The organism is Proteiniphilum sp., assembly GCF_034331125.1.
GTDB classification, from domain to species: domain Bacteria; phylum Bacteroidota; class Bacteroidia; order Bacteroidales; family Dysgonomonadaceae; genus Proteiniphilum; species Proteiniphilum saccharofermentans.
The window spans coordinates 1-7,595 of sequence record NZ_JAXQGC010000024.1 but is presented as its reverse complement, the minus strand read 5'-3'; the positions used below and the strand labels follow the sequence as shown (position 1 = coordinate 7,595).

Genomic DNA, 7,595 nt, shown 5'->3' with positions numbered 1-7,595 from the left:
AGTGTTATTTTTTATTTAACACCTTAAAGATAAATACTTTATCTGACACATGTAACTTTTATTTGAGACTTTTAGGTATATCATTTTTGAGGATGATGTAGAGTTTTACTGGAGCCGGTCGCGTATCCTCGAGAAACTGAATTCGCTCCCTTCCGGCACCTTGCCCGAAGGAGTACAACCAAGCCTTGGACCCGATGCCACCGCCCTGGGACAAATCTTCTGGTATACCCTCGAAGGGCGTGACCCTGCAACCGGAAAACCTGCGGGAGGATGGGATCCCGATGAACTGCGATCGATCCAGGATTTTCAGGTGAAATACAGCCTCTCTTCAGCCGAAGGGGTGGCTGAAGTCGCTTCCGTGGGAGGATACGTAAAAGAGTATCAGGTCGAGATCGATCCCAACGCCATGCGTGCCTATAACATATCCATCATGGATGTGATGAACGCGGTACAAAAAAGCAATCTTGATATCGGTGCGGAAACGGTCGAGATCAATAAGGCAGAATACCTGGTACGCGGGCTGGGTTACATCAAAAGCGTATCCGATCTCGAAGAGGCGGTAATTACCGTACGTAATGGAGTACCGGTAATGATTAAAGATGTGGCTTTCGTCAATATTGGACCTGCTACCCGCCGGGGCGGACTCGACAAGGAAGGTGTAGAGGCCGTGGGCGGTGTGGTGGTAGCGCGTTACGGTTCTAATCCGTTAAAAGTAATTGATAACGTAAAGGAAAAGATTACCGAGATAGAAGCCGGACTGCCGCAAAAAACACTGGCCGACGGAACGGTTTCCAAAGTTTCGGTTGTACCGTTCTACGACAGGACAGGATTGATCCATGAGACTATCGGCACCCTCGAGACATCTCTCACTCACGAGATATTAATCACTATAATTGTGGTAATCGTTATTATCCTTAATCTCCGTGCATCAGTAGTCATATCCAGCATATTGCCCGTGGGGGTGTTACTCACTTTTATCCTTATGCGAAACATGGGGATAGACGCCAATATTGTAGCGCTCTCGGGGATTGCCATCGCCATCGGGGTGATGATCGATATCGGCGTGGTTTTTGTTGAGAATATTATCCGCCACATGGAGATGGAGGAGAACAAGGATAAACGAAGAGGAAAAGCATTTATCGAACTGATCCATAAAAGCGTAAGTGAAGTATCGGGGGCCGTATTGACCGCTTCGATCACGACGGTAGTCAGCTTTCTTCCGGTTTTCTTCCTCGAAGCGCAGGAAGGTAAACTGTTCAGTCCCCTCGCCTACACAAAAACTATTGCTATGCTATCGGCTGTTTTGCTGGGAATAGCTATTTTACCTACATTGACCTACTATTTCTTTTCATTCAGGATCACCTCTGAACTGGTTCGCAAGGCAGGAAATATACTGCTGATCGCCGGAGGTATCGCATTGCTTATCTTTACCGGAGTGGGTGCCTATGCCGCCCTGCCGCTATTCGGTCTGAATAACCTTTTTGCCGGTCGGTGGGAAAATAAAAGAATACCTACTTTTATCGGTATTGGCATTGCTATCCTTACCGTAGTCTACCTGCTTGCGGTAGAATGGCTCCCTTTAGGTACCTACGCAGGTATACCCCGTAATTTGGTCTTCGTGATCCTGATCATAGGTGTTATTCTGGGACTGTTATGGTTGCTGGTAATTTACTACGAAAAGATCCTGAGATGGAGTCTTGCCAACCGATGGAAATTCATGGTTATACCGATTGCCACCGTACTGTTCGGCATTATCATCTGGATGGGATTCGACAAAACTTTCGGTATGGTGGCTAAAGGTTTTGAAACTGTAGGCTGGAAATCATTCCGCCAGACGGGATTCTGGCAGGCGGCAAGCGATAAATTCCCGGGGATCGGTAAAGAATTTATGCCCAGCCTCAATGAAGGCTCTTTCCTGCTGATGCCTACCAGCATGCCCCATACGGGTATTGAACAGAACCTGCAATATATCGAGATGCTCGACAAACGGATCTCCAATATCCCCGAAGTAGAAATGACCGTAGGAAAATGGGGACGGGTGAATTCGGCCCTTGATCCGGCACCGGCACAGATGTTTGAAAATACGATCAACTATCGTTCCGAATATATCCTGGATGAGAACGGGCGCCGGCAACGCTTTAAGGTGAACCGCAAAGGAGAATTCCTGCTGACAGACGGTTCTACCTACAACCCGGAAGAGGATGAGTTCAGGCTTATACCGGCCGATAGTCTGATCAGTTCCCGTTATGGCAAACATTTCAGGCAATGGCGTTCCCATATTAAAAGTCCGGACGATATCTGGCAGGAGATCGTGAATGTCTCTCACCTGCCCGGACTTACCTCAGCACCAAAGCTGCAACCCATTGAGGCACGTCTGGTGATGCTCTCCACCGGGATGCGGGCGCCCATGGGATTAAAAGTATCGGGACCGGATCTGGAGTCTATCGAACAGGGTGGCCGGATCCTTGAAGCAGCCCTGAAAGAGATACCCTCTATCCTACCCTCTACCGTCTTCTACGACCGTGCTGTGGGTGCACCCTACATAGAGATCAAACTGAACCGTCATAATATGGCGCGATTCGGCATTACGGTAGCCGATTTACAGGAGACCATCAGTGCAGCCGTGGGAGGTATGGCTTTGACTACTACCGTGGAAGGGCGTGAGCGTTATCCGGTACGGCTCCGTTATCCCCGTGAACTGAGAGAGCATCCTGAGGAGTTGTCGAAACTGATCATTCCTACTGCCACCGGTGCACAGATACCGCTTGGCGATGTGGCCGATATCGGGTATGCTAAAGGTGCACAAATGATACAGAGTGAAAATACTTTCCTGGTAGGATATGTTATTTTCGATAAGGTTAGCGGTAAAGCAGAGGTAGATGTGGTAATGGAAGCCGATCAGTTGCTGAAAGAAAAGATTCGCACTGGAGAGATCGACCTTCCCAACGGTGTATCTTATACTTTTGCAGGAAATTATGAGCAGCAGGCACGCGCTTCCAGACGATTGCTGATCATTATACCTGTCAGCCTCATTACCATTCTCCTGATCCTCTATTTCCAGTTCAAGACAGTAACTGCATCACTGATCCACTTTTCAGGTGTGTTTGTCGCCCTCGCGGGAGGATTCATCCTACTGTGGCTGTACGGAGAACCCTGGTTTATGAACTTTTCCGTGGCCGGCACAAATATCCGGGATATGTTCCAGATGCATCCTATCAACCTGAGTATTGCCGTATGGGTGGGCTTTATCGCACTTTTCGGCATTGCCACCGACGATGGTGTACTGATGGGGACATATATTCACAATACTTTTCTGGAAAGGGATCCGCAGACCAAAGAAGAGATCAGGGAAGCAGTTGTCTATGCCGGACTGAAAAGAGTCCGCCCGGCAGTGATGACCACGGCCTCCACCCTGATAGCTTTCCTGCCGGTGCTTACCTCTACGGGTAAGGGCTCCGATATCATGGTGCCGATGGCCATTCCTACATTCGGCGGTATGCTGATCCAGTCGATGACCATGTTCGTGGTGCCTATCCTGCAATGCTGGTGGCGGGAAAGCGCTATCAAAAAACAACATAAGAATAGTATAAAACAAAGAGATTATGAAACGATATAAAAACCTATATTGCATTCTCCTGTTGATTGCAGGTCTTACGGCCATTTCTGCGGCTGCACAGACAACCAGTCCGTTTACTGCCGCTCCTGACACCGGGCTTATATCCGATTCACTTATCGTCGCCCCTATCCCCCGGCAGGCACCCGATTCTCTCGCCCATTACCTGGAAACGGCTGCACGTAATAATCCGGGTGTGAGAGCCTATTTTCTGGCATATAAGGCATCGCTGGAGAAGATGCCGCAGGCAGGCGCTTATCCCGATCCTGAACTGGAAATCGGTTTCTTTCTGCAACCGATGGAAATACTGGACGGACGGCAAATCGCCGATTTCACATTGATGCAGATGTTCCCATGGTTCGGAACACGCAAGGCGGCACGTACCGAAGCCGGACACATGGCCAACATGGCTTTTGAACAATTCCGGGAAACCCGTGACAATCTTTACCTGCAGGTATATACCCAGTGGTTCCTCCTTTGCAGTTTGCAACAGCAGTTGAACAACAGCCGCGAAAACAGGGATTATCTGAAGCAATTGGAGACACTGGCCTTGCGTAAGTTTTCTGCTTCTCCGGCAGGAAACACAGGTTCCGGGGGACGTACGCAAGCAACACCGGTTACGAGTCCCGTAACGACTGGTACAAGTAGTATGGGAGCATCAGGAAATATGGGGAGTATGAATTCCATGGGTTCGTCTATGGGAGGAAGCGCTACCCAGTCTTCAACTTCGGGCAGTTCCATGTCTTCCATGGGTTCCGGAGCAGGCATGCAAAGTATGAGCGGTTCTTCCGGTATGTCGGATGTATTGCGTATTCAATTGGAGATCGCCGAACTGGAGAACAGTATCGAAAGCATTTTGTCCCGAATCAATGCCGAAACGGTCGCCTTCAACGCGTTATTGAACAGGCCGTCCGGCAGTAAAGTACATCTTCCCGACTCGATCACTCCGATACCTTTTTCATTAGACGTAGCGCTAACGGCAGAGCAGATCAGTCTGAACAATCCGATGCTGGCTATGATCGATGAAGAAGGGGCGGCCTACAGAGCCAAAGCAGAGATGGATAAAAAGATGAGTTATCCGATGTTAGGTATAGGCATCCAGTATTCAGTAATCGGTAAACGCATGGATATGGGCCACGCAGGCCTGCCCGTGACAGAGATGAACGGGATGGATATGATTATGCCGATGGTCTCCATCAGCCTGCCTCTTTATCGTAGTAAATACAAGGCACAACAAAGGGAGAGCAGTATCCGGTGGCAGGCAAGCCGTCAGCAATATGCCGACACCCAAAACGCCCTGCAGACTGAACTCTACCGCACCAGGCACTCACTGGATGACGCCTCAAGAAAGATCACCCTGTATGAAAAGCAATCTCAGCTCGCCCAAACAACATACCACTTGCTGGTACAGGAGTTCGTCTCGGGAAAAAGCGACCTGACTGATGTCATACAAGTACAACGTCAGTTGCTCGATTACCGCTTAAAAAAAGCCGAAGCTGTCGCCGAATACAATACGATGGTGGCTTCGATACAAAAACTCGTCTCATTTAATGCTTCGCACGATAATGTGCTGCGCATGATAAAATGATAGATGCTTCGCGCGATAAGTTTTCAATTTTCAATTTTCAATTTTCAATTAAAAAAACATGGACTCCAAAATAAAAAAAGCAGTGAACAATAAATATGTCACATACGGATTAATTCTGCTGGCAGGATTATTCCTGGGTTGGTTGATCTTCTCCGGCGATTCGTCGTCAGGTGAGCAAACGACAGCGGCAGGACACGACCACGATCATGACCATGGTGAAGAGGTATGGACTTGTTCCATGCACCCGCAGATACGGATGGATAAGCCGGGAAAATGCCCTCTTTGCGCAATGGATCTGATCCCATTGAAAACAACCGGTTCGGGTGATGCCGCCATCGATCCCGACGCTATTCAATTAAGCGCAGAAGCGGTTGCACTGGCTAATATCCAAACGACGGTCGTCAGCCGGCAGAATCCGGTAAAGAATGTCCGTCTTTACGGGACTATCCAGGTGGATGAACGGCTTTCGCAATCACAAACATCACACGTAAGCGGTCGTATCGAGAAACTCATGGTCAGCTTTACCGGAGAAAGCGTACGGCAGGGACAGACCATTGCAACTATCTACTCTCCCGAGCTGCTAAGCGCGCAACAGGAATTATTGGAAGCGGTAAAGATGAAAGATATCCAGCCGGCATTGCTACAGGCGGTAAGAGAGAAACTATCGCTCTGGAAATTATCGGACGGACAGATAGCCGCAATTGAACAATCGGGGAAAGTATCACCGTTGACAGACATAACGGCAAATACCGGTGGTATTGTCGTTTCCAAGAATGTTAACCAGGGAGATTATATCAGCACCGGAACCGTTCTGTTCGATATTGCCGATCTCTCCCGGGTATGGGCGGTATTCGACGCCTATGAGTCGGATCTCCCCTTTCTGAAGGTAGGTGATAAGTTGGATTACACTCTTCAATCACTTCCCGGAAAAACATTCTCAGGGAGGATATCTTTTATCAATCCGATTCTCGATCCGACGACGCGTACTGCCAAAGTCAGGGTTGAGACAACCAATACGCGTACAGAACTGATGCCGGGGATGTATGCCAACGCTCTTGTGAATGCTCCACTGAAGCAGTACAACAACCAAATTGTCATCCCAAAATCAGCCGTTCTATGGACAGGCAAACGTTCCATTGTCTATGTGAAACAACCTGATACCGAAACACCGGCATATCTGCTCCGGGAGGTAGAACTCGGCCCTTCACTCGGCGAAGCCTATCTGGTTCTTTCGGGGATAGAGGATGGCGATGAGATCGTGACGAATGGGACCTTTACCATCGATGCAAGTGCCCAACTTTCCGGAAAGCGCAGTATGATGAACGATGAGGCCGGTCGCGCCGTTACCGGACACGAAAGTCACTCCATGCCGGGAAGCGGCAGTCATACGCACGATCATGCTTCCGCCAGACATGAGCATGCAATGATGACGGTACAGGGACTGTGTGAAATGTGTAAAGAGCGTATCGAGAAAGCCGCCATGAGTGTGAAGGGTGTATCTTCCGCCTCATGGGATGGGACAGCAAAGCAATTGCACCTGAATTATGATCCCGCACAGACCGATCTCGACAAGATCTCTCAGGTTGTCGCCAAAGCGGGTCACGATACAGACAAGCACAAGGCAGATCAGAAGGTCTATGATGCGCTGCCCGGATGCTGTAAGTACAGGGAGTAAACGGGCAGTAACGAACAAAAACATCCTTTTTTCGTTAAAGAAAAGGAAATTCAGATTTAAATAAACAATTAGAAAGAAGTTATTATGAAGAAGTATGCATTATCAGTAATGATTGCCGCGGCCCTATTGTTCGCCGCATGTAATTCGGGTGGTTCCAAAAGTGGTGCCGAAACATCACAAACAGAAATGGAAGCATCTGCCGGAACAGAACAACACGATGAGCATGCCGTACTTGGTGTGCAGGGACTTTGTGATATGTGTAAAAAGAATATCGAAACTGCAGCAAAAAGCGTCGAAGGTGTATCGACGGCCGAATGGGATGCGGAGAAAAAAGAACTCCATTTTCATTTCAATCCGCAACAGACTGATATCGATGCTATCAGTAAAGCAATTGCCGGGGTGGGATATGATACCGACAGGGACAGAGCCGACCAGGCTACCTATGATGCATTACCCGCTTGCTGCAAATACAGAGGTTAATTTTTCGGATTCCATTCATAATATCGGAGGCTGTCTCAGAATAATTCCTGAGACGGCCTTTTTTATGTCTCAATCTTTGAGGTGAGATTGTTCATCTTTTCCCATAGTCCCAAAACTCTATCGTACTTCTGCCGCGTATCCAATTATTGATTATTGAAAAAGGGTTCCTGGTATTGTAACCTTCCCTATTTGTAGGACAGTTCCAAGTTAGACAAAAGTATTAACTTTGTTTTGCATAG

At 48.4% G+C, this 7,595-nt stretch carries 4 protein-coding genes; all 4 read left to right on the top strand.

Annotation, left to right across the window (positions count from 1 at the left end; translation table 11 throughout):
* Positions 1–79: 79 nt before the first annotated feature.
* Complete coding sequence (locus U2P89_RS05270; protein WP_416188614.1) at positions 80–3,616, top strand: efflux RND transporter permease subunit; 3,537 nt, start codon at positions 80–82, stop codon at positions 3,614–3,616.
* Entirely contained in the window at positions 3,603–5,201 is a 1,599-nt protein-coding gene (locus tag U2P89_RS05265) for a TolC family protein (protein WP_322190818.1), read from the top strand. The genes U2P89_RS05270 and U2P89_RS05265 overlap by 14 nt, the downstream gene beginning before the upstream one ends.
* Before the next feature lie 58 nt (positions 5,202–5,259).
* Positions 5,260–6,876 carry an efflux RND transporter periplasmic adaptor subunit gene (locus U2P89_RS05260; protein WP_322190817.1) on the top strand — a complete coding sequence of 539 codons (1,617 nt, stop codon included), beginning with the start codon at positions 5,260–5,262 and terminating at the stop codon, positions 6,874–6,876.
* A gap of 84 nt (positions 6,877–6,960) precedes the next feature.
* Entirely contained in the window at positions 6,961–7,356 is a 396-nt protein-coding gene (locus U2P89_RS05255) for a heavy-metal-associated domain-containing protein (protein ID WP_322190816.1), read from the top strand.
* Positions 7,357–7,595 lie beyond the last annotated feature (239 nt).